The sequence below is a fragment of the Streptomyces sp. H27-H1 genome (assembly GCF_026627445.1).
In the GTDB taxonomy this organism is placed as follows: domain Bacteria; phylum Actinomycetota; class Actinomycetes; order Streptomycetales; family Streptomycetaceae; genus Streptomyces.
In genome coordinates this window covers 29654-50923 of the sequence record NZ_JAPNLJ010000012.1, presented here as the reverse complement: position 1 = coordinate 50923, position 21270 = coordinate 29654, and the positions used below count along the sequence as shown (strand labels likewise).

15 protein-coding genes and 1 tRNA gene are annotated in these 21270 nt (G+C 69.6%); 4 read left to right on the top strand and 12 right to left on the bottom strand.

What is annotated here, in order from left to right:
* Positions 1–34 precede the first annotated feature (34 nt).
* From rho to OTB20_RS15415, 7 genes are all read right to left on the bottom strand, one after another.
* Entirely contained in the window at positions 35–2224 is a 2190-nt protein-coding gene (rho, locus tag OTB20_RS15445) for a transcription termination factor Rho (protein WP_420716403.1), read from the bottom strand.
* A 439-nt stretch (positions 2225–2663) separates the two neighbouring features.
* Positions 2664–3590, bottom strand: coding sequence for a homoserine kinase (gene thrB, locus OTB20_RS15440; protein ID WP_267817966.1), 927 nt, complete (start codon positions 3588–3590; stop codon positions 2664–2666).
* 364 nt (positions 3591–3954) lie between these two features.
* A complete protein-coding gene (thrC, locus tag OTB20_RS15435; RefSeq protein ID WP_267752070.1) occupies positions 3955–5025 on the bottom strand; it encodes a threonine synthase in 1071 nt (356 codons plus the stop codon).
* 6 nt (positions 5026–5031) lie between these two features.
* Complete coding sequence (locus tag OTB20_RS15430; protein ID WP_267817964.1) at positions 5032–6336, bottom strand: homoserine dehydrogenase; 1305 nt, start codon at positions 6334–6336, stop codon at positions 5032–5034.
* A 158-nt stretch (positions 6337–6494) separates the two neighbouring features.
* A complete protein-coding gene (gene lysA / locus OTB20_RS15425; RefSeq protein ID WP_267817962.1) occupies positions 6495–7886 on the bottom strand; it encodes a diaminopimelate decarboxylase in 1392 nt (463 codons plus the stop codon).
* A 72-nt stretch (positions 7887–7958) separates the two neighbouring features.
* A complete protein-coding gene (gene nrtL / locus OTB20_RS15420; protein ID WP_267817960.1) occupies positions 7959–8999 on the bottom strand; it encodes an ArgS-related anticodon-binding protein NrtL in 1041 nt (346 codons plus the stop codon).
* Positions 9000–9161: 162 nt separating this feature from the next.
* Complete coding sequence (locus OTB20_RS15415) at positions 9162–9656, bottom strand: response regulator (protein ID WP_420716402.1); 495 nt, start codon at positions 9654–9656, stop codon at positions 9162–9164.
* Positions 9657–9738: 82 nt separating this feature from the next.
* Between OTB20_RS15415 and OTB20_RS15410 the strand changes: the two genes are divergently transcribed.
* Positions 9739–9810: transfer RNA gene (locus OTB20_RS15410), tRNA-Arg, on the top strand.
* A gap of 282 nt (positions 9811–10092) precedes the next feature.
* Here OTB20_RS15410 and OTB20_RS15405 read toward each other — a convergent pair.
* Positions 10093–10752, bottom strand: a complete 660-nt coding sequence (locus OTB20_RS15405; RefSeq protein ID WP_267817958.1) for a hypothetical protein — start codon at positions 10750–10752, stop codon at positions 10093–10095.
* A gap of 108 nt (positions 10753–10860) precedes the next feature.
* Positions 10861–12936 carry a DUF2075 domain-containing protein gene (locus OTB20_RS15400; RefSeq protein WP_267817957.1) on the bottom strand — a complete coding sequence of 692 codons (2076 nt, stop codon included), beginning with the start codon at positions 12934–12936 and terminating at the stop codon, positions 10861–10863.
* Between the two features lie 272 nt (positions 12937–13208).
* Here OTB20_RS15400 and OTB20_RS15395 point away from each other — a divergent pair, with 272 nt between their 5' ends.
* Complete coding sequence (locus OTB20_RS15395) at positions 13209–15095, top strand: DUF2075 domain-containing protein (RefSeq protein ID WP_267817956.1); 1887 nt, start codon at positions 13209–13211, stop codon at positions 15093–15095.
* On the opposite strand, the gene OTB20_RS15390 is transcribed toward OTB20_RS15395, so the two are convergent.
* Positions 15017–15646: a Uma2 family endonuclease gene (locus OTB20_RS15390; protein WP_267817954.1), complete on the bottom strand. Its 630-nt coding sequence runs from the start codon at positions 15644–15646 to the stop codon at positions 15017–15019. The genes OTB20_RS15395 and OTB20_RS15390 overlap by 79 nt on opposite strands.
* Before the next feature lie 78 nt (positions 15647–15724).
* On the bottom strand, positions 15725–16339 hold the full coding sequence (locus OTB20_RS15385; protein WP_267817952.1) for an ATP-binding protein: 615 nt from the start codon (positions 16337–16339) through the stop codon (positions 15725–15727).
* A 175-nt stretch (positions 16340–16514) separates the two neighbouring features.
* On the opposite strand from OTB20_RS15385, the gene OTB20_RS15380 reads away from it, so the two are divergent.
* Both OTB20_RS15380 and OTB20_RS15375 read left to right on the top strand, forming a co-directional pair.
* Positions 16515–17387 carry a helix-turn-helix domain-containing protein gene (locus tag OTB20_RS15380; RefSeq protein ID WP_267817951.1) on the top strand — a complete coding sequence of 291 codons (873 nt, stop codon included), beginning with the start codon at positions 16515–16517 and terminating at the stop codon, positions 17385–17387.
* The gene (locus tag OTB20_RS15375) at positions 17384–17593 is read left to right on the top strand and encodes a DUF397 domain-containing protein (protein ID WP_267817949.1); all 210 of its coding nucleotides are present in this window, start codon (positions 17384–17386) and stop codon (positions 17591–17593) included. The genes OTB20_RS15380 and OTB20_RS15375 overlap by 4 nt, the downstream gene beginning before the upstream one ends.
* Here OTB20_RS15375 and OTB20_RS15370 read toward each other — a convergent pair.
* Positions 17590–20052: a helicase-associated domain-containing protein gene (locus tag OTB20_RS15370; protein WP_267817947.1), complete on the bottom strand. Its 2463-nt coding sequence runs from the start codon at positions 20050–20052 to the stop codon at positions 17590–17592. The genes OTB20_RS15375 and OTB20_RS15370 overlap by 4 nt on opposite strands.
* Positions 20053–21270: the final 1218 nt, after the last annotated feature.

The window sequence follows — 21270 nt, the reverse complement described above, 5'->3', positions numbered from 1 at the left end:
GTCGTGGTCACGCAGGTGGTGCTACGGGGAGACGTCAGTCGTCGTTCTTGCCCGACGGGGTCGTCTTCGCGATCTGCATGAGGAACTCGGCGTTCGACTTCGTCTGCTTCATCTTGTCGAGGAGCAGCTCGATGGCCTGCTGCGAGTCGAGCGCGTGCAGCACCCGGCGCAGCTTCCAGACGATGGCGAGCTCCTCGCTGTTGAGGAGGATCTCCTCCTTGCGGGTGCCCGAGGGGTCCACGTCCACGGCCGGGAAGATGCGCTTGTCGGCGAGCTTCCGGTCGAGCTTGAGCTCCATGTTGCCGGTGCCCTTGAACTCCTCGAAGATCACCTCGTCCATGCGCGAGCCGGTGTCGACCAGCGCGGTGGCCAGGATGGTCAGCGAGCCGCCGTCCTCGATGTTGCGCGCGGCACCGAAGAAGCGCTTCGGCGGGTACAGCGCGGTCGAGTCGACACCACCGGACAGGATGCGGCCGGAGGCGGGGGCGGCGAGGTTGTACGCGCGTCCCAGGCGGGTGATGGAGTCCAGCAGGACGACCACGTCGTGGCCGAGCTCGACGAGGCGCTTGGCGCGCTCGATGGCCAGCTCGGCGACGGTGGTGTGGTCCTCGGCCGGGCGGTCGAAGGTCGAGGAGATGACCTCGCCCTTCACCGACCGCTGCATGTCGGTGACCTCTTCCGGACGCTCGTCGACCAGGACGACCATCAGGTGGCACTCGGGGTTGTTGACCGTGATCGCGTTGGCGATCGCCTGCATGATCATGGTCTTACCGGTCTTCGGCGGGGCCACGATCAGACCGCGCTGGCCCTTACCGATCGGCGACACGAGGTCGATGATGCGGGTGGTCAGCACGCCCGGGTCGGTCTCCAGACGGAGCCGGTCCTGCGGGTACAGCGGGGTCAGCTTCTGGAACTCCGGGCGGCCGCGGCCGGATTCGGGCGCCATGCCGTTGACGGAGTCGAGGCGCACGAGCGCGTTGAACTTCTCGCGGCGCTCGCCGTCCTTGGGCTGGCGGACGGCGCCGGTGGTGTGGTCGCCCTTGCGCAGACCCGCCTTGCGGACCTGGGCGAGGGAGACGTACACGTCGTTCGGGCCGGGCAGGTAGCCCGAGGTCCGGATGAACGCGTAGTTGTCGAGGATGTCGAGGATGCCCGCCACGGGGATCAGGACGTCGTCGTCGGCGACCGGCGTCTCGACCGGAGCGAACTCGTCGCGTCCGCGACGGCCCCGGCGGTCGCGGTAGCGGCCGCGGCGGCCGCGACGGCCGTCCTCGTCGAAGTCGTCCTGGGGGCCGTTGTCCTGACGGTCCCGGTCCTGGCGGCCGCCCTGCTGGCCCTGGCTCTGGCTCTGACCCTGGCCCTGACCGCGGCCGCCCTGCTGGCGGTCCTGACGGTCGGTCCGGTCCTGACGGCCACCCTGCTGACCCTGGCCCTGCTGGCCCTGACCCTGGTTCTGGCCCTGGCCACCCTGACCGGCCTGGCCCTGACCCTGGGCGCCCTGGCCCTGGTCGTCTGCCTTGGCACCGCGGTCGCGGCGCTCGCGGCGGCCGTCGGCGCGGTCGTTGCCCCGCTCGCGGCGCTCGCGACGGCCACGGCCCTCGCCTTCCTGGCCCTGCGCCTGGCCGGCAGCGGCGGTGGCGGCCTCGGCCTTCGCGTCGGCCTGCACGGCCGGAGCGACGGTCTCGGTCTTCTGCTCCACCTGCACGGCGGCGGCGGGGGTCGAGCCCTCGGGGCTGCCGGACGGGGCGGTCGCCCGCCGGCGGCGGCGCTCGCCGACCGGGGCGTCCTCTCCCCCACGCTCGGCTTCGCTCGCGCGGGAGGGGGCCCCCGCCGGCTGACCCGGGATGTCGATCTGGGCCTGCGCGGCGATCTTCTCGGCGGTCTTCTCGGCGGCGGCCTCGCCCGTACGGGCCTTGCTGGTGGCGCGGCGCTTCGGCTTGGTCTCGCCACTGTCGGCGGAGGCGGCGGCGGGCGCGGCGGCTGCGGCCTTGGGGGCGCTGCTTCCGGCCTGCGCCTCCTTGATGACCTCGATCAGCTGGCCCTTGCGCATCCGCGCGGTGCCCCTGATGCCGAGGCCAGACGCGACCTGCTGGAGCTCGGCCAGGACCATGCCGTCAAGGCCGGTGCCGGAGCGGCGGCGCTTGGTCGGCGCGGCGCCCTCGGCGGGGGCACTGGTGCCGACGTTGGTGTCGGCAGCGCCCATCAGATCGGTGGTGTCGCTCACGAAGGGTCCTTCCCTGGAGCGGACGTCGGCCTGTCTGGCTCGGCGACCGGTTGTGCTGTCCGACGGCAGTCCTGGATGAGCGGACTGTGCCGGGGCGGTGGTCCGCCGATAGAGATACGGCGGGGAGAAACGTGCATGTGCGTGGGTGGTTCCGGCGAGAAGCCCCCGAGCTGGAAGCGTGGGAATGTCAAGCCGATTCCGGAGCGTGCTCGAAACTGCTGGCAGCGATCAAAGCAGTCGGGGAGGCTCCCGGAAGAAAGGTGGTCCCTGATAGGGACACTGAGCACCAAGCCATGGCGGCTTCGGATGCGCACTTGAGACTAACACTACCGGATCCAACAGACATTCCCCCTCTCCGTCACCGGCTATCGAGCCCTTCCGCGCGGGCGGCCTGCCCTGGCCGCCCGCCCCTGACCGGCTGTATCCGCTACTGCTCGGATCAGCCGACCTGGGTTCCCAGCGGGAGTACGCTCGCGCCCGCGGCGTCGAGGGCCAGCCGGTTGGCCGCCCACCCCTCGCCCGCGAGCCGTGCGACCTTGTCGGCCGCACCGTTGTCGACCAGCGCGAGGACCGTGGGGCCCGCGCCGGAGATCACCGCGGGGATTCCGTCCGCCCGCAGTCGGGCCACGAGAGCCACGCTCTCGGGCATCGCCGGGGACCGGTAGTCCTGGTGGAGACGGTCCTCGGTGGCCGGCAGGAGGAACTCGGGACGCCTGGTCAGGGCCTCCACGAGCAGGCCCGCGCGGCCCGCGTTGGCGGCCGCGTCCACGTGCGGGACGGTGCGCGGCAGCAGGCCGCGCGCTGTTTCCGTCAGGACCGGCTTGGAGGGGACGAAGACCACCGGAACGATGGAATCGGCGGGCTCCATGCGGATCGCCTTGGCGCTGCCGCCGTCCATCCACGCGAGGGTGAAACCGCCGAGCAGACAGGCGGCGACGTTGTCGGGGTGGCCCTCGATCTCGGTGGCGAGTTCCAGCAGGGCCGTGTCGTCGAGCTTGGCCTCTCCGCCTATGGTCACGGCGCGGGCGGCCACGATGCCCGCGCAGATGGCGGCGGAGGAGGAACCGAGTCCGCGACCGTGCGGGATGCGGTTGGCGCAGACGACTTCGAGGCCGCGCGGCTGGCCGCCCAGCAGGTCGAAGGCGGTGCGCATGGAACGTACGAGGAGGTGGCTCTCGTCCCGCGGGAGGGTGTCGGCACCTTCACCCGCGATGTCGATGTTCAGGCCGGAATCGGCCACGCGTACGACGACATCGTCATAGAGCCCCAAGGCCAGCCCGAAGGCGTCGAAGCCCGGGCCGAGGTTGGCACTGCTGGCGGGAACGCGCACCCGTACGGCGGCGGCGCGGAACGCTGGACCGGCCATCTTCCGATGACACTCCTTGTGACTGTGCGAGACGGAATCTTCGCTGGCTCGCTGTGAATGTACTGGAGAACGTACGACACCCGAAGGCCCTGTGGGCAGCACCGCGGTCATATGCGCGGCGGCGGATGTAAGTACAGCCTATCGAAGGAAGGTTCTTCTCCGACATAGGGCGCACGGCGGGCGCACGATGCGTGTCGCGGGCTCCCGCCGAATTGTGCCGGGTTCTGGCCGGGTTTTGGTGCCGTACGGCCCGAGTTGCCGGATTCCTCAGCCTTCGAAAGACTTCCGGAATCCGGAATCCGGCAACTCGGTTACTGCCGTGCTTCTGGGACCCCGGGTCGCGGCCCCGTCCCGGAACTCTCGGTCAGAGCAGACCGAGGCGGATCGCGGCGGCCTCGGCGTCGACCGGGATGGTGATCGGCTGCGGAGCGCCGGCGACGGCCCAGTCGGGGTCCTTCAGGCCGTTGCCGGTGACGGTGCACACGATCTTCTGGCCGGGGTCGACCAGACCGAGCTCGGCGGCCTTGAGCAGGCCTGCCACCGAAGCGGCCGAGGCGGGCTCCACGAAGACACCCTCCTGGGCAGCCAACAGGCGGTAGGCGGACAGGATCTGACGGTCCGTCACCTCGTCGATGAAGCCGCCCGACTCATCCCGGGCCTGCAGGGCGTAGTCCCACGAAGCCGGGTTGCCGATGCGGATCGCGGTGGCGATGGTGTGCGGCTCCTTGACCACCTCGCCGCGCACGATCGGCGCGGACCCGGAGGCCTGGAAACCCCACACGCGGGGCGTACGGGAGGCCAGGCCATCGGCCTTGTACTCCTTGAAGCCCTTCCAGTACGCGGTGATGTTGCCGGCGTTGCCGACGGGCAGCACGTGGATGTCGGGGGCGTCGCCGAGCGCGTCCACGATCTCGAAGGCCGCCGTCTTCTGGCCCTCGATGCGTACCGGGTTGACCGAATTGACCAGCGCCACCGGGTAATTGTCGGACAGCGCGCGGGCCAGGTCCAGGCAGTCGTCGAAGTTGCCGTCGACCTGAAGGATCTTGGCGCCGTGGATCAGGGCCTGGCCCATCTTGCCCAGGGCGATCTTGCCGCGGGGCACGAGGACGGCGCATACCATCCCGGCACGCACCGCGTAGGCCGCGGCGGAGGCCGAGGTATTGCCCGTGGAGGCGCAGATGACGGCCTTGGCGCCGTCCTCCTTGGCCTTGGTGATCGCCATGGTCATGCCGCGGTCCTTGAAGGACCCGGTGGGGTTCGCCCCCTCGACCTTGAGGTGCACCTCGCAGCCGGTGCGCTCGGAGAGCACCTGAGCCGGGACGAGGGGAGTGCCGCCCTCGCGGAGCGTGACCACGGGAGTCTTCGCCGTCACCGGCAGGCGGTCCCGGTACTCCTCGATGATGCCGCGCCACTGGTGGGTGCGATTGCTGCTCATGGGCCCTTACTCCCCTTCAACACGCATGATGCTGGCGACACCGCGGACGGTGTCCAGCTTCCGCAGCGCCTCGACGGTCCCGGAAAGGGCGGCGTCGGGCGCACGGTGGGTGACGACGACGAGTGAGGCCTCTTTGCCGGACCCGTCCTGACGTCCTTGCTGTCGTACGGTATCGATGGACACCCCGTGCTCCGCGAAGGTGGTCGCCACCTGGGCGAGGACGCCCGGCTTGTCCGCCACGTCGAGGCTGATGTGGTAGCGGGTGACGACGTCCCCCATGGGGCTGACCGGCAGCTGGGTGTACGCCGACTCGCCCGGCCCCGTTGCCTGGGCGAGCTTGTTGCGGCAGACGGCGACGAGGTCGCCGAGGACCGCCGACGCGGTCGGCGAACCGCCCGCGCCCGGCCCGTAGAACATGAGCCGCCCGGCGGCCTCCGCTTCGACGAAGACCGCGTTGTACGCCTCGCGGACGGAGGAGAGCGGGTGGGTCAGCGGGATCATCGCCGGGTGGACGCGGGCGGTGACGGACTCGCCGTCGGCGGCGCGCTCCAGGATGGCGAGGAGCTTGATGGTGCAGCCCATGCGCTTGGCGGACGCGAAGTCGGCGGCGCTGACCTCGGTCATGCCCTCGCGGTAGACGTCGTCGAGGCGGACCCGGGTGTGGAAGGCGATGCCGGCCAGGATCGCGGCCTTGGCGGCGGCGTCGTAGCCCTCCACGTCGGCGGTGGGGTCGGCCTCCGCGTATCCGAGGGCGGTGGCCTCGTCGAGGGCCTCCTGGTACCCGGCGCCGGTGGAGTCCATCTTGTCGAGGATGAAGTTCGTCGTGCCGTTGACGATGCCCATCACCCGGTTGATCTTGTCGCCCGCGAGGGACTCGCGCATCGGGCGGACCAGCGGGATGGCGCCGGCGACGGCGGCCTCGTAGTACAGGTCCAGCCCGGCGGCCCCGGCGGCGGCGTGCAGCGCGGCACCGTCCTGGGCGAGCAGCGCCTTGTTCGCCGAGACGACCGAGATGCCGTTCTCGAAGGCGGTGGTGATCAGGGTGCGGGCCGGCTCGATGCCGCCGATGACCTCGATCGCGATGTCGATGTCGCCGCGTTTGAGCAGCGCGGTCGCATCGGTGGTGATCAGGGCCGGGTCGATGCCTTCGCGCACCTTCGAGGGGCGGCGTACGGCCACGCCCGCGAGCTCGACGGGCGCGCCGATCCTGGCCGTAAGGTCGTCGGCGTGCGTCGTCATGATGCGGGCCACCTCTGAGCCGACCACTCCACAGCCCAGCAGCGCCACCTTCAGCGGACGCGTACGCATCATTCGACCTACGCCTTTCGATCTTCACATCAGTACCCGGTGCGCGGTTTGCACCCCAGGTGTGAACCAGTCTCACTCAATGGACAACAGTTTCCACCCTCGGTCCATTGAGTGAGACACCTATTTGGGGGTCCTGAGGGCTTCCCCCAGAAGAATGCGGATCAGCCGAGGTCGAGACGCAGGAGATCCTCCTCCGTCTCACGGCGGACGATGACACGTGCCCGGCCGTCGCGCACAGCGACGACGGGCGGGCGGAGCACGTGGTTGTAGTTGCTCGCCATGGAACGGCAGTACGCGCCGGTGGCCGGGACCGCGAGGAGGTCCCCGGGGGCGATGTCGGCGGGCAGGAACGCGTCCTTGACCACGATGTCGCCGCTCTCGCAGTGCTTGCCCACGACGCGCACGAGGATGGGCTCGGCGTCGGAGGACCGGGAGACGAGGGTGACCGTGTACTCGGCGTCGTAGAGGGCCGTCCGGATGTTGTCGGACATGCCGCCGTCGACGGAGACGTACGTCCGCAGGCCCTCGAGCGGCTTGATCGTCCCGACCTCGTAGAGGGTGAAGGCGGTCGGCCCGACGATGGCCCGTCCGGGTTCGACGGAGATCCGCGGGGCGCGCAGGCCGGCCGCCTCGCACTCGCGGGCGACGATCTCGTGCAGGGCCTTGGCGATCTCGTGCGGCTCGGCCGGGTCGTCGGCGGAGGTGTAGGCGATGCCGAGTCCGCCGCCGAGGTCGATCTCGGGCAGCTCCACCCCGTGCTCGTCGCGCACGGCGGCGAGGAGCCGTACGACGCGCTTGGCGGAGACCTCGAAGCCGGCCATGTCGAAGATCTGCGAGCCGATGTGGGAGTGGACGCCGAGCAGCTCCAGGCTGTCGTGCCCGAGCGCGCGCCGTACGGCCTCGGCGGCGGACCCGTCGGCGACGGCGATCCCGAACTTCTGGTCCTCGTGCGCGGTGGCGATGAACTCGTGGGTGTGCGCCTCCACGCCCACGGTGACGCGGATCTGCACGGGCTGGCGTACCCCGAGCTCACGGGCGATGTGCGCGACGCGGGCGATCTCCTGGAAGGAGTCGAGCACGATCCGGCCGACACCGGCTTCGATGGCGCGGGTGATCTCCGCGGTGGACTTGTTGTTGCCGTGGAAGGCGATGCGCTGGGGGGGCATGCCGGCGGCGAGCGCGGTGGCCAGCTCTCCGCCGGAGCACACGTCCAGGTTGAGGCCCTCTTCCTTGAGCCACTTCACGACGGCCTTGGAGAGGAACGCCTTGCCGGCGTAGAAGACGTCGGCGTCCGGCCCGAAGGCGTGCGCCCAGGCGCGGCAGCGCGCCCGGAAGTCCTCCTCGTCGAGGAAGTAGGCCGGGGTCCCGAACTCCTCGGCGAGCGCGGTGACTTCGATGCCCCCCACGGTCACGACGCCATTGCCGTTCCGGCTGACGGTCCGCGCCCAGATCTTCTCGTCGAGCGCGTTGAGGTCGGCGGGCGGCGGGGAGTAGTGGCCCTCGGGCAGGACGTCGGCGTGGCGGGGCCCGGCGGGGTGTGCGGAACGGCTCATCTCGGCATTCTCTCTTCGCAAATCATCCGGATCGCAGGCGAATCACATCGGATCACATACGTATCGCGGGCATCACAGGTGGTCGGGCGCGTCTATACCGAGCAGGGCCAGGCCGCCGGCCAGCACCGTCCCGGCGGCTTCGGCAAGGGCCAGCCGGGCGCGGTGGGCGGCCGAGGGTTTCTCGTCCCCCTTGGGCAGGACGCCGTACTGGAAGTCGAGCAGGGCGTCGGCCAGCACGACGAGCTGGCGGACGAGCCGCTCGGGCGCACGGTGGTGCGCGGCGGCTTCGAGCACGAGGGGGTGGTCGACGAGGGCGCGTACCAGTACGCCGGCGGCGCCGCCGTCCACGTCTCCGGGCTCGCCCTGGAACCCGAGCTGCCCGGCGTTACGGGTCAGCGCCCGGCTCCGGGCGTGGGCGTACCGCACCCGGAAGAACTCGCTGGACTCGTCCTGGACGAGCAGCCACGCGGGAAACACGGGGGTCTCGTGCCCGGGAACACAGAGCATCGCCCAGGCGGCGGCGTCGGGGCCGTACAGGGCGGCCACGTCCCCGTCGCGCTTGGGTACGGGGGCGATGGGGGGGGCGGGGGGGACGGGGGCAACCGGGGCGTCGAGGCCGATGTCCGCCGGCCGGCCCTGGCTGAGCCCGATCCGCAGAACGGCGAGCCGCACGAGGTCCTCACGGCGGGCGGGGGCGGGGGCGGGCAGGTCGGCCGGGCGGGGGGCACCGGAGACGAACCCGTACCCGTACCGCTCCTCCCCCCTCCTCCGCTCCTCCTTCTCCGCGCACGCGCGAATGCCCCGTACGAGTTCACCAACGGGACTGGCGGCGAGCACGAAGTTCAGGAACCCGGCGCCGGTGACCTCCACGCGCTCGATCCCGGGAAGCCGGGCCAGCCGTGGGGCCAGCACCTCGGCCACCGTGCGGGGCGCGACTCCGGCACCCTTCCCCACCCCGAACGCGACGGGCGAGGCGTAGTCCCCCACTCCCCCCGGCCGGGTCCGCTCGACGACGACCCGCTCGGGTACGACCACACCGGCGGGCAGCTCCCCGTCCTCGACGGCGCGGCGCAGGGCGCGCACGACGGAGCGGGAGAGGTCAGCGGGGATCACGTGACCAGCCTAGGGGAGAAGCCCCCACGTCACGCGAACGGTTTCGCCATGTGAACAGCGGGCCCGCAAGGGACGGGCAAGACACCCACCGGCGGACCCGAAATCACCCCGGCCCCCTGTCCCTACCTCTATCCGTACCCCTCCCCTACCCCTATCCCTCTCTCACCCTCTACCTCTTCCGGCGGGAGCACCCTTCCGCTCCCTCCGGTCGCGGCGCTCGATGAGCCGGTGCACGACCCGCACCAGCTCGGCGGGCTCGAAGGGCTTGGCGAGGAACGCGTCCACTCCGGCGGCGATCCCGGCCTCGACCTCGCGCTGCGTACAAGCACTGACGATCGCGAGGGGCACATCCCGGGTCCGCGGATCGGCCCGCAACTGCGCGGCGGCCCCGAACCCGTCCAGCCGGGGCATGACCACATCAAGAGTGATCACATCAGGACACACACGGTGCACAACGTCCAGGCACTCGGCACCATCGTTCGCGGTCACGACCTCGAAGCCCTCCAGCTCGAGATTGACCTTGATCAGCTGCCGGATGACCTTGTTGTCGTCGACAACAAGCACCCGACCCGAGGCGCCTGACACAACTCGAGAGTAGGTCCGCCCCCACCCCCGCGTCCGGCTTTTCGCGACTTCCACCCCCTCCGGGCGACCCACCACTCCCTCCCCCCTAATCCGTTCCTGATCACCGTCCGGATGCTGGTAGTGTTCAACCCGTCGCAGCAACACCAGCGACAGCGCCCCCGTAGCTCAGGGGATAGAGCAACGGCCTCCGGAGCCGTGTGCGCAGGTTCGAATCCTGCCGGGGGCACTTCGCAGGAAGTGCCAAACATAAAGGCCCGAACTCAGTCCACTGAGTCCGGGCCTTTGTCGTTGTTACGCGTGGGTGCCGTGCTCGGGGCGTGTGCCGGTAGAGACTGAGGCACTCCGGGGCTGTCGGTGTGCAGCCCCCATGCATGGCTGGTGGCCCCATGTCCGCTGTAGAGTGTGGATGCGGTCCTGTTGCCGCGGAAGTGAGTGGCAGGTCTGCTTTCACGGACCCCGGCTTCGGCCGGGGTTCCGTCATTTCCAGACGAGTGTGGCTCCGGCAGCACTACGCCTGCATCGGCCCCTCCGCCTTCGGCAGGTGCCGACTGTACCAACCCCACATGAACTCGCGGTTGGGTCGGCGGGCCACAGCGTGGCATGCGGTGTACGCGACCAGGTCTGCCATCTGAAGCCAGGTGCTCTCGTGGGCGGGGAGAGCTGTCGGGGCTGCTGAGATGTGTTCGGGCTCAAGGTCGAAGTGGAGATCTCCGTACATGGGGTCTGTACCATCCCCATCGATGATCACGTGCCCGTTCACTCCACGGTCCGCGAGACGCTCGTCGAAGATGCGCAGCAGCCCGGCGAAGGCGCTCCTCCGGGGGACGGCCGGCCAGTAACGTTCCCATGCGTAGACGGTTCCGACACTGACACCGGGAAGTTCGGCAATCGTATCCAGAGCGCGCTGGGCAGCTCGGCGTCGGGCCAGCTTGGTCGGGTTGAGGCCGCCCGGGCGGCCTCGGCCGCCGATGAACAGGTGGGCATGCAGTTCGTAGCCGGCGGGGACACCTAGATCCAGCTCGAGTTCAGCGCGGAAGTCGAGCCAGCGCTGCTCGACCTCTGCCGCCGCGTCGTCAGGTACACCGATCCACGAGTACAGCGCGAGACCGTCCTGCGGAATGCCGGAATCATCCACGTAGTACGTGTATCCGGCGCCGATGCCGCCCATGCCCTGTGCCCCCATCGCAATCCGGCGGGAGTCCAACGGCCTGGCCTCGGCCCGCTCTTCAGCTTTGCCGGGTCATCGTATCCCCCGCCCCGTAGACGATCACCCGTCTCAGAAGAGGACTTCCTGACGCATTCGAACGGCTCGCTTCGCCGAACCGCGCGCAGGCACTGTGCGCCGGGCCGACGGCGGCAGGTTCCTCCATGTGGGGCGCAATCCCTCGTGTGCCACCTCTCCGACCTTGCGCTTCAGGTAGTCCTGGGTCTCCTGATCGGTGGAATAGACGACCACAGCGCGGCTGCCTCGAGTGAGCAGAACGTGGTAGGCGTTGCGGACGCATTCCTCGAAGTCGTTCTGGTCCACCTTCTTGCTACGGACCTCCGGGTCGAAGGATCCTCGTTTGCGGACGCGCCAGATTCCCACGTGCTTGATGCGTCGCTGCGTACCCCTCTGGAACACCCAGGCGCCTTTGCGCCATACCATGTCATCCCCGAGGATTACTCCGCACCAGTCCCACTCCAGGCCCTGTGACGAATAGACACAGCCGATCTGATGCACGCCTGCGGGGTTGACACCCCAGAGTTTGGCAGGCGGCGCCCCGTCTTCGCAGGTGTTGTCACCCCAGGCATTCCACTTACGGTGCCAGCCACCGATGCGCACATCCCGGACCAGGCGCCTGACGCGTCCTTTCGGCTTGTTCCAGGGCCAGCAGAAACCCGCGACCATACGCGCACTGGCCCCCGACCGGTGCTCCCCCAGAATTGTCTGCTCAAGTTCCTCGGGGCTGTCAGCTACCTCGACGTGCATCAGTCCGTCCGGCTGCCACGGCTGGCCGCTCCGACCCGCAAACCCGAGCAAGTCGTGGACCCAACTACGGTAGGCGTCGCTACCGCCACAGCGGAACTGGTCGTGCAGGTCGAAGGTGACGGGTTCTATCCCGCGACGACGCGCCGCCTCCGTCACAAGATCGACGGAGCCGACTTCTTTGGGCCGGACCGACTGGCGCCCGTCGAGCAGGAAGACCGTAACCCGAGCGGCGTTCATGAGCTCATCGATCTGCGTCCCCTTCCCCCATCGGTGCTCAGGCCACCGACGGTTCGTGGACCGCTCCCGAAGTCGGTGCGCCTCGTCGCAGATCAGCAGGTCCAGCCTCGGGACCGGCGGGTCGATGAAACTACTGAAGAAGGCGAACTGCTCCTTGAATGCCCCGTCACGGAAGCCCACGTGATCCCTCATGCTGGCATCGAAAGCCCGCGAGCCGCTCGCATACTTGACGGTGTGGCCTTGCCCGCTCAGCCTCCGCATGAGTTCCAGGCCAATGGCACTCTTTCCACTCCCCGCGCCGCCCCGGATGATGAACACGGCGTCTCTCTGGGGGATATCCACCAGCAGGCTCTCGCCAGCAGATGCTGCAATGCGTACCACCGCCATACTCACGGCGTCCGCCGCTCGCTTCTGCTCTCCTCGCAGGGTGAAGACGGTGTCCTCTCCCCGGGAGTGGACCATCGCGTCGAGCAGGGGCGGATTGCGGACGCCCATGCGCTGCAACAGCGTTTCCGCCGCTGTGGCGCCCGAGTTGCTGTCGAACTGACGTAGCAGTTCACGGTGCAGATCAAACCGGGTCTCCCGGGTGAAGTAGAGCGCGTGCGGGCCTGTCGCGCTACCCGGGGCGAAGAGATCCCGTACGGCATCTTCCTCTGCATTGTGCAGATAACTGAAACCCGCATAGTGAATCTGCAGACCTTTGAGCGGACCGTGATCGCCCGTGAAGAAATCGTAGGTCCGGCCGAGTTGGTCTCCGGGGTGAGTCTTGAGTCCCAGTCCCGGCACTTCGACCTTCTCCGGCTCCCGCTTGCTCTGTACGGCCGAGGACCACCCCTTGAGTTCGACCAAGGTGAAGGAGTCCCTGCCGGTGTCGGGGTGCCGGCCGGCGAGCACAACGTCGATCGGCGCGGGAGCGCCGTCGGGCTTGCACTCGACGAGCATGTGAACCTCGCCACGCCCCAATTCGGTCAGCTCGCCGGCCATCTCGATCAGGCTCTCAGCCCAGGCCCGGTGCTCGCCCTCGCTTGCCTCGGTACCGGACATCGCGGCGTGGCGTGCCGCCAGGTGCGAGATGAGCAGACGACGTTTGCGATGGAGCATGAGCAGGTTGCTCGCTGAAAGGTTGAGCAGCAGGGCTGGCACGAGGTGGATCCCCCAGGGCACGAGAAAGCTCGTGCGGGTGGGGGCATGTCCTCACGTGGGAAGCCCGTCGGGCCGCATCCGTCAGTGGATCAGTGTAGAGAGCATCCTGCTGAGCTGAAAGTGTTCACACTGCCGGTGATCACCCAGGAGGAATTCGATAGAGTTCGAGCAAACATCTCAGCGGCCCGACGGGCTTCCGCTCCGCTTCAGCGGAGTCTTGAAGGACATGCCCCCACCCGCACGAGCTACTTCGTGCTGCCTGGGGGCAATCCTTGCTGTTTCGCGAGTCCGCCGCGTCCGTCGCCGCTCGCAGTCTCGAGGGGTCGCTGGCTCTGTACCTGACCGAGAACTTTGTACATGCCCACGGCTACCGTCCGGGTCCCTCGGAGGTGCGTTCCTGGGAACGCAGCATTCCCGCGCTGACGAACGCGCTGCTTGACGCGGGGCTGGGGCAGGTCGAAGTGCTTCTGGAGTACAACCTGCCGTTGACCAGCAAGCGCGCGGACGCGGTGCTGGCGGGTGTGCACCCATCGACAGGCGAGCCTTCCTATGTCGTGGTCGAGCTCAAGCAGTGGAGTGAGGCTCACCCGGAGGAGGACGACCCCATGCTGTGCCGGGTGGATCCGTACACCCGGCCAGTCCTCAACCCCATCGAGCAGGTCCGCGGATACTGCGAGTATCTGCTCTCCTTCAATGACGCACTCGCGGAGCATCCGGGTCGGATCGCCGGAGCGGCGTATCTGCACAATGCCACCGAGTTCGGCGTCAGCAGTCTGCGCGGGGTGGCGCAGAGCAACCACGGAATGCTCTTCACAGCAGACAAGCGGGGTGCCTTTCTGGACTTCCTCCGGTCGAGGCTTGCGCCGAGGTCCGGCGCGGCTGCCGCTGACGCCCTGCGCGACGGCAAGATCCGGCCCTCCACACAACTGATGACCGTCGCGGCGCAGGAGGTCCGCGAGCGCGAACAGTTCGTACTGCTGGACGAGCAGCGCCTCGCGTACGAACTGGTGCTGTCGGCCGTGCGCAGGGCCCAGCGGTCCGACCACAAGGAGGTGGTCGTGGTAGCCGGCGGGCCCGGCTCGGGCAAGAGCGTGATCGCGCTGTCGCTGCTGGGCGAGCTGTACCGGCGTGGGGTCGCCGCCCTGCACGCAACCGGCTCGCAGTCGTTCACGAAGACCATGCGGAAGGTCGTCGGCGCACGCAAGCGTGAAGTGCAGGACCTCTTCAAGTACTTCAACAGTTTCATGGCAGCCGAGCGCAACGCTCTCGACGTACTGATCTGCGACGAGGCCCATCGCCTCCGCAGGACCTCGGCCAACCGGTACACCAAGGCCGAGCTGCGGAATGGCCGAGCGCAGATCGAGGAGCTGATCGACGCGGCGCGCGTGCCGGTCTTTCTGCTCGATCAGCATCAGGTTGTCCGTCCCGGTGAGATGGGAACGATCGAGCAGATCCGAGAGGCGGCCACCGCCAAGGGCCTCAACTGCCAGGTGGTTTCCCTGGAAAGCCAGTTCCGGTGTGGCGGAAGCGACGCCTACCTACGATGGGTCGTACGGCTGCTCGGGTTGGAGGGCGATGAGCCGACCGAGTGGGAATCTGACGGGCGGGTCTACCTCAAAACGGTCGAGAGCCCACAGGAACTCGAAGAGTTTCTCGCCGCCCGGCTGGCCGAAGGCTACGGGGCACGCATGTCCGCCGGATACTGCTGGAGGTGGACCACCAAACTTGCGCCCGGCCAGGCGGCACTCCCTGCCGATGTCACCATTGGAGACTGGGCACGGCCGTGGAACTTGTACGGGGACCGGTCTGTGCTCGGCGCCCCTCCTTCGGCTCTGTGGGCCACCGACCCGGCGGGGTTTGGACAGGTCGGCTGCGTCTACACGGCCCAGGGGTTCGAATACGACTGGAGCGGCGTGATTCTCGGCCCAGACCTCGTCTGGCGCACTGATCGTTGGATCGTCGACCGCAGCGCGTCGAAGGATCCCGTCTTCACCAAGGCGACACCGGACGCCGACGTTGCCCGGCTGATCCGGAACACCTACAAGGTGCTGCTGACACGAGGAATGGTGGGCACAGTCATCTACTCGACCGACACCGAGACACGCGAAAAGCTCCGATCCCTCGTCCACCCGGGCAGTCTCGTTGCCGTGAGCAGGTGACCATCAGCGGACCGGGGGTTGGCCGTACAACGGGAGGTCGGAGGTGGGGAGGTTGCCGCCGAGGATGGTGGGGAGGGGACGGGTTCGCCGTACTTGCCGTGGGTGATGGTTTTGTAGTCGTCCGCCGAGGGGTGGGTGAAGAGGGACCAGGTGCCCGTGCGGGGGTCGATCTGGAGGAGGCGGGGGACACGGGCGGCCGCGTACCAGGCGGTCTTCTCGTTGATCCCCTTCAGGCGCTCGCTCGGTGAGATGACCTCCACAGCCAGCGCGACGGCGTCGGCGTCCAGGAGCCAGCCGTCGTCCTCCTTGAAGGCGCGTGGGCCGATGGTCAGGTCCGGGGTCGAGTAGTCGTCGGGGTCGTCGGGCATCGGGACGGAGACGTTCTCGTACGCCTCGTAGGTGGGCGAGAGGTTCGGCCGGATCGCGTCGCGTAGGTCGATGACGATCCCTGCGTGCTTGCCGCTCGGGCTCGGGGACATCACGAGGGTGCCGCCGATGATCTCCACGCGCATGCCCGTGGCCTCCTCGATGCGCTCGGCGGCCTCGCGCAAGTGGCCGCGGCGGACGGGGATGGGGTGCTGGGCTGGGCCGGCCGCGGTGGCGCCTCCTTGCCTGCGGTTCGTTTCACTCTACGGGAGCCCCCGGACGGCGACTGGTTCTGCCGCGGGGAGGCGGAGTGGGGGGCCGTCGGCCAGGGTGAGGGTGACCGTCAAGGTGCCGGTGGTGTGGCGGAGCGTGGCCACGCTGAGGATCGTTTGCCAGGTGCCCCAGGCTCGGATCTGGTGGCCTGCGCGGATCGCGATCGCCGCGAGTTGCCTGGTGTGGGGTGCGGGGGTTAGGGCGGGGGCCTTCAGTTCCGACCAGACCGTTTTGCCGATGCCGCCCGGGCGGGGGCTTACGCCCCAGCGGTGGCTGAGGGTGTCTACGACCTGGAGGCCGCGGCCGTGTTCGTCCTCCGTGGCGGGGTACGTGCGCTCTGGCCAGCCGGATCCGGCGTCGCTCACCTCCAGGCGGAGCAGTCCGGCGGCGGATGAGTGGGCGATGCGGATGCCGACCTGGCGGTCGGCAGGTACCCGTACGCGCAGGGCGTTGGTGACGAGCTCGGAGAGTACGAGTTCGGCGGTATGGAGGAGGTCGTCGCCCGCGCCCCAGTCCCCGAGTACGGCGTGCAGTGCCGCGCGGGCCCTGGGCACGCTCCAGGGTCGGCGGGGCAGCCGGAAGGAAACGTCCACCTGTGAGGCCATGACAGCTCCCATGAGATGCGAACCCCCTTACAGGGGCGGAGAGTTCAGGTGTCTACACGAGGAGGGTGCCCGCAGAACGGTCAGTCACGCAACGTTGAATGAGGATTCGGCTCACGATTCACCCGTTCGGGCAATTGGGTGTCGCCAAGACTCCCCCACTGGTAGGGAGTTACCTATGCCAAACGTCATGCCGTCCACGGTCCTTGGTCGCCAGCTCGGCGACGATCTGAGGCGTTCCCGGGAAGCCGCCGGTCTCACTACTGCGGCGGCTGCCGAGGTACTCGACTGCACGAAGGGGAAGATCAGCCGCATAGAGAACGGTCACGTCCCTGTCCGCACACCGGATCTCATCGCTCTCATGGAGGCCTACGGGGTGGTGGACGCCGAGGTGCGGGAGCGTCTGACCACCCTTGCCCTGAGGGCCAACCGGCGGCGGCGCGAGGGGTGGTGGCACGACTACGCCTCCGTGCTCAGCGACGCGTACCGCGACCAGATCGAAATGGAGTCGATCTGCGACAGCATCCGCACCTACCAGGTGCAGGTGGTGCCCGGGCTCCTCCAGACTCCGGAGTACGGGCGGGCGGTGACCGTTGCCTCGCGCGCCTGGCGAACGGCCGAAGAGATCGACCGGTTCGTTCAGGTGAGGCTCGCCAGGCAAGAGCGGCTGGCGGGTTCGGACCCGATCGAGTTCTGGGCCGTACTCGCGGAGGGAGTTCTGCGCCAGCAGGTCGGTGGGCCAGAGGTCATGCGAGCGCAGTTGGAACATCTGCTGGCCATGGCCGAGCGGCCGAACGTGACGATCCAGGTGCTGCCGTTCGCCCGCGGCGCGCATTCGGGCATGTTCGGCCCGTACCTGCTGCTCAGCTTCCCCCAGCTGGCGTCGCTCGACCTCGTACTCACCGAGGCTCCCACGGGAAACATCTGGATGGAGCGTGAGCCGGAAGTAGCCTGCTATCGAGGGCTCTTCGACGATGCCCGCATGGCAGCATTGCCGCCAACGGAGTCACTCACGCTGATCCGGCGTGTCGCCAAGGAGCACAGACCATGAGCCAGATCCACTCCCCCGCCCCCGACCTCACCGGGGCGTCGTGGCGCGTCAGCAGCTACAGCGGCGGGCAAGGTGATTGCGTCGAGGTCGCCGACAATCTGCCCGGAGTCGTCCCCGTGCGCGACAGCACGCGGCCCGCCGGGCCCGTGATCGGGGTCGGGCGGGGCGCGTGGCAGGTGTTCGTCGCGCAGGTGAGCCGAGGTTAGGTCCGCGCCCGCAGCACCGCCGCCAGGGCGCGGGCGCTTGCCGGTAGGCCGGGGGTGGCGTGGGCCTCGTCCAGGGTGGGGACGAAGCTGCAAGCGCGGTGCATCGGGGCCCGGTCGAGGACCGTGGTGCCGGTTTCGGCTTCCTGAGTGGGGGCGTAGCCGGCGGCGCGCAGGGCGGTGAGGGTCTCCTCCGGGGGTGCTGTGGAAATCAGGACGGTGGGGGCGATCCGGCGCAGGCGGAGTTTGGCCAGGCCGCGGGCCTGGGCCACCTCGGCGATCAGTGCGGTGTCGTCCGAGCGGATGCAGCAGGTGGAGCGGACGACCTTGAGTTGTCCGTGGGTACGGGCGGTGTCCTTGATCGTGTAGGCGAGCGGTTGTGGCAGCGGGGTGCCGCGCTCGCTCGCGGTGGTGAGGCGGTCGAGCAGTTCGTCCGCGCTCCAGCCGGCGTCCAGGGCCCGGCGTACGGAGGTCGCGGTGATCCGCCAGACCACGGCGTGCCCTTCGGACTCGATGTCGCCGACGGCGGAGAGCAGGTCTGCGAGGGCGGGCGCGGGCGCACCGGTGACGGTGGCGGTCAGGTCGCTCTGGAACCGGGCCGTCCCGCTGGGCTCGGGCAGCGCCGCGTACAGGTCCTCGCGCAGCACGGTCACCGCCTGCGCCAGGGCAGGGCGCAGGGACAGGTCGTCGCCCAGGCCCTCGGAGCCGCGGGCGGACGGGTCCGTGCCCGCGCCGGGCACTGCCGGGTAGTGGTGGGCAGCTCCCGCCTCCAGCAGTCGGCACAGGGCCCGCCCGGCGGGGGTGAGCGCGCCGTGAGCGACCACGCCGAGCAGGGCCGCCTCTGTCAGCGTGGCCGCCAGGCGGTCGAGCACTCCGTCCAGGCCGGTCAGCTCCCCGGCGCCGTCTGCGGCCAGGTGGCCGCGCAGGGCGGGCTGGAACCACGCGGCCCGGGAGAGCAGTTCGGTGTATCCCAGCGCGTCCCCGGTCAACCGGTGTCCGTCGGGGAGGAGGGCGAGCGCGCGTAGGATCCCGGTGCGCAGGGTCACGGCGTCCTCGTCCTGCGGGCTGACGAGCGCGACCGGGGTCTCGTCGGGGTCCGGCCAGTGGCTGAGCACTGCGGGAACCACGGCCCAGGCGGCCAGCAGCGGCAGCAGCTTGCCCGCGGCCGGGGCGGCGGCCCAGGCGTCGTAGCGGTCGCTCGGCAGCAGCCGGGCGGAGGGCTTGGGGCCCTTGGAGTTCCGGCGGCCGCGGGGAGCGGGGGCCGGTTCGTCGTCCTGAGTCGCGGCCAGGCCGGCGTTGACCGCGAGGTCCAGCCACAGCCGGGTGTCGGCCTCATCGGCCCCGGCCGCCTTGGCCAGCCGCCGGGTGTCCCGTACGGCGATCCCGCCCGCCTTGCGGATCGCGACCGGCTGGGCGGCCAGCGCCCGCAGGACCAGTTCGGCCCGCCAGGCGGCCGCCGCGGCGGCCGTTCCACCCTCACCCTCCCAGCCGGACGGCAGCGGCTCGGTGGCGGTGAACGGCTCTGGTTCCAGCTCGGGGCCGGGTGCCGCGCCACCGTCGCGGAGCGCACGGGCGACCTCGTACGGAAGCTCCACCAGGTCGAGACCGACGGGGACCAGCAGTCCGCGCTCCGCCAGCCAGTCGGTGCCCTCGTCGCCGCTGCCGCCCTCCCGGAAGACGTACTTGGCGTCCGGGCCCGCGTACTGCGCCCCGTACCGGCCGACGAAGCAGTGGGTGCGCAGCAGCGGCGGGCCGGGTACCAGGTGGTCCAGCAGCTCCAGCGCCCGGACCGGGGCGTCCGCCACCAGTGCCCGCACCCGGGCGGGATCGGCGAGCAGAGCGATGATCAGCTCCTGGGCCTGGTCGCGGGTACGGGCCGCGCCCTCGCCGAAGAGGTTTACGGCGATCCGTTTGACCTCGGGGGCGTTGTAGGCGCAGGTCAGCAGCCGGGTGGCGGTGCGCCCGTAACCGTCGAACCCAGGGGCCCGGACATGCAACAGCGGCGGCAGCGCCAGTTTCCCCTTGGGCGCGGGGAGCAACAGCGCGCGCTCCCGCAGTCGGGCGAGTGTGTGCTCCGCCTGCCGCCGCTTCTCTCCCGGCTCGAACCAGGCCAGTACGTCCCGCTCGGGCACCAGTCGGTCCGCGGGCTCCACCGCGGCAACGGGCTTCCGCTGTTGCCAGGGATACCGGGGCCCGTCCTCGGCCTCGCAACCGGCTACGGGGCCGTGCCGCTCCAGGGCGAGGGCGGCGATGGAGGCGAGCAGTTCCAGTTCTCCGGCGGTGCCCGCCATCAGGCCCTGGCCCACCGACTCGTCGGTGAGCAGGTGTTCGGCGAGCTCGCCGAGGGTGGTGATCCGTCGGTACTCGGCGGCGAGCGGCAGATCCCGCTCCTCCAGCAAGGCGGTCAGCCGCTCGGTATCCAGGGTGCCCAGCCATTTCGCGAGGGCGGTACGCGCATTCACCCGGCCAGGCTAGCGCCGGCCGGTCACCCCGCGGGGGTGAACCGGCCGCGGCCCCTCAGACCGCCGTGCTCAGTGCCGACGCAGGGTCCCGGTCCCGCCTCCGGGCCCGTCACCTTGCCGCCGCGCGTATGGGCTTCGATGCCCGGACGGCAGGAAGTCTCTGCGGCGCATCCCCGGCCGCCAGGACTGAACGATCTCCGGGAACCCCCCGGTCATCAGCAGAGCGTCCACCGATTCCGCCGCGTCAAGACCGGTCATCGCCTGCACATCGGCCAGATGCAGCGGCTGTACGGTCATCTTGGCCGCCCGGCCGAAGAACTGCGACATCCACGTCGACGACACCGGGGCGGCGGGGAGGCGTCGTGCGCCGACGCCCAGCCAGCGGGACCCACGCTCGCCCGCGGGCGCCGCCGGAGGAGTCACCCACGGGGACCCAGGCGTCCCATCCCGAACGCCAGTAACGCAGAGTATCCGATTGGCCACTCCCGCTGACCCCAGGTCATCAGGCTCTGCCGATTCAGCCGGGCGCCTCCTGGATCGACACCCCTCACCGCCATCAGCGCCAACGCTGAGAACGGGGTCTTCGCGTATGTGCGGCCGACTTCCGTGCTGGGCAGGTGTATGTCGACGCCTGGGGAGGACTGGGACTTGGAGTACGTCCGCAGACGATGTTCCTCGGGGGCGGGTTGCGCGCGGCGGCGAAGAGGACGGACGCCAAGAGCAGCGTGCCGAAGGGCACGGCGAAGAAGGCCGCGCCGAAGGTCCCCGGCGCCCGCCCGGCCTCCGGTGCGAGTACCCGTACGCCCTCGTCGGCCGGGCCGGCGGGAGCTTCCGGACGCCCCGGCCCCCGCACCGGCACCGGGGCGAAGAGCGCTGCCGGACCGGATGGACTCCGCCCGCCGGGAAGAGCGGCGGTGGCGGCAATGGCTGCCTCGCACTGATCGTCATCCCGATCGCTCTACTACTTCGGCGAGTTCAGCGACCAGCGCGAGCCGGGGATCGCCATGCGGCAGAGAAGACTGCCGCCGGATACACGGCGCGCAACGACCCCTACCGCTACGAGATCCACGACGGGATCGTCACCGTCTACCGGTCCGGGAGCCGGATCGGTGAGGAGTCGCCGACCCCGGAACCCTCGCCCAGCTGACCAGTCGAACGACCGGGTGTTCCGGTGGTCCGTACGAAGGGTGTGGGGGTGGGTCTGTGGGTTTTGGGGGG

Bases quoted from the DNA above. Each gene is read 5' to 3' on its own strand.
- OTB20_RS15380 (WP_267817951.1), top strand. From the start codon at position 16,515: ATGCCAAACGTCATGCCGTCCACGGTCCTTGGTCGCCAGCTCGGCGAC.
- OTB20_RS15430 (WP_267817964.1), bottom strand. From the start codon at position 6,336: ATGATGCGTACGCGTCCGCTGAAGGTGGCGCTGCTGGGCTGTGGAGTG.
- OTB20_RS15385 (WP_267817952.1), bottom strand. From the start codon at position 16,339: ATGGCCTCACAGGTGGACGTTTCCTTCCGGCTGCCCCGCCGACCCTGG.
- lysA (WP_267817962.1), bottom strand. From the start codon at position 7,886: ATGAGCCGTTCCGCACACCCCGCCGGGCCCCGCCACGCCGACGTCCTG.
- thrC (WP_267752070.1), bottom strand. From the start codon at position 5,025: ATGAGCAGCAATCGCACCCACCAGTGGCGCGGCATCATCGAGGAGTAC.
- thrB (WP_267817966.1), bottom strand. From the start codon at position 3,590: ATGGCCGGTCCAGCGTTCCGCGCCGCCGCCGTACGGGTGCGCGTTCCC.
- OTB20_RS15375 (WP_267817949.1), top strand. From the start codon at position 17,384: ATGAGCCAGATCCACTCCCCCGCCCCCGACCTCACCGGGGCGTCGTGG.
- OTB20_RS15405 (WP_267817958.1), bottom strand. From the start codon at position 10,752: ATGGGCGGCATCGGCGCCGGATACACGTACTACGTGGATGATTCCGGC.